The sequence below is a fragment of the Mycobacterium sp. TH-M106 genome (assembly GCF_057473765.1).
In genome coordinates this window covers 1-1,460 of the sequence record NZ_JBYCLE010000306.1, presented here as the reverse complement: position 1 = coordinate 1,460, position 1,460 = coordinate 1, and the positions used below count along the sequence as shown (strand labels likewise).

Genomic DNA, 1,460 nt, shown 5'->3' with positions numbered 1-1,460 from the left:
TTCGTCGTGCACCTCCCGGCCGGTGACCGGCGGGGTGAACACGCACACCATGCGCAGGTCGGTGCGAGCCCGCACCCGGTGGTGCTCGTGGCCGTCGAGCAGGTACAGCGTGCCGTCTTGTAACGGATGGACCTCGCCGGTTTCGTCGTTGACCAGCTCGCCCTCACCGCCGACGCAGTACACCGCCTCGACGTGGTTGGCGTACCACATGGCGGTCTCGGTGCCGGCATACAGGATCGTCTCGTGCAGGGAGAACGACTGTCCGTCGCGGGCCAGCAGCAACCGCTGGCTGTTCCAGGTGTGGGCCTGCACATCACGGTCGGTGCCCTTGATCTCGGCCAGGGTGCGGACGATCATCGAGGACTCCTTCCGGCGGTGTGGGCCAGTTCCCGCTCGACGACCGCCTCGATCGACTCGGCGGCGACGGTCAGGCCGCGCGCGAGGTCGTCGTCGTCGATGACCAGCGGCGGCATCAGCTTGACCACTTCGCCCTCGGGCCCCGAGGTCTCCAGCAGCAGTCCGCGGTCGAACGCTTCGCGGCACACCGCGCCGGCCAACTCCGGCCGTTCGAACGCCACCCCGCGGATCAGGCCGCGGCCGCGCACGTCGACGCCGCCGAAAGGCTCGACCACGTCGCGCAGCGCCTGCTCGACCTGTTCGCCCTTGCGCAGCACCTGCTTCTCCAGCAGGTCATCGGTCCAGAAGTTCAGCGCGGTGGTGGCGGTGACGAAGGACGGGTTCTGGCCGCGGAAGGTGCCGTTGTGCTCGCCGGGCTCCCAAATGTCGAGCTCGGGCCGGAACAACGTCAGGGCCATCGGCAGCCCGTAGCCGCTGATCGACTTGGCCAGGCAGACGATGTCGGGCACGATGCCGGCTGCCTCGAAGCTGAAGAACGGGCCGGTGCGCCCGCAGCCCATTTGGACGTCGTCGACGATCAGCAGCAGTTCGTGGCGCCGGCACAGCTCGGCCAGCCCCTGCAACCACTCGAGACGGGCCACGTTGATCCCCCCCTCGGCCTGGACCGTCTCGACGATCACCGCGGCCGGGTCGTTGAGTCCGCTGCCGCTGTCCTCCAAGAGCCGCTCGAACCAGATGAAGTCCGGGACGGCGCCGTCGAGGTAGTTGTCGTAGGGCATCGGGGTGGCGTGCACCAGCGGGATGCCGGCGCCGCCGCGCTTCATCGAGTTGCCGGTGACCGACAGCGACCCCAGCGTCATGCCGTGGAAGGCGTTGGTGAAGCTGATCACACTTTCCCGTCCGGTCACCTTGCGCGCCAGCTTGAGCGCCGACTCCACCGTGTTGGTGCCGGTGGGACCGGGGAACTGGACCTTGTAGTCCAGCCCGCGGGGTTTGAGGATCACCTCGTTGAACCGTTCCAGGAACTCGGCTTTGGCGACGGTGTGCATGTCCAGGCTGTGCACCACCCGGTCCGAACTGAGGTAGTCCAGCAGCGCCCGCTT

2 protein-coding genes are annotated in these 1,460 nt (G+C 68.1%); both read right to left on the bottom strand.

Annotated elements, in window-relative coordinates:
- Positions 1–357: ectoine synthase (locus tag AC2VOP_RS10600; RefSeq protein ID WP_486960921.1), on the bottom strand; the 357-nt coding region annotated here is incomplete at its 3' end.
- A partial coding sequence (locus tag AC2VOP_RS10595) for a diaminobutyrate--2-oxoglutarate transaminase (protein ID WP_486960920.1) occupies positions 354–1,460 on the bottom strand: 1,107 nt, incomplete at its 5' end. The genes AC2VOP_RS10595 and AC2VOP_RS10600, both read right to left, overlap by 4 nt.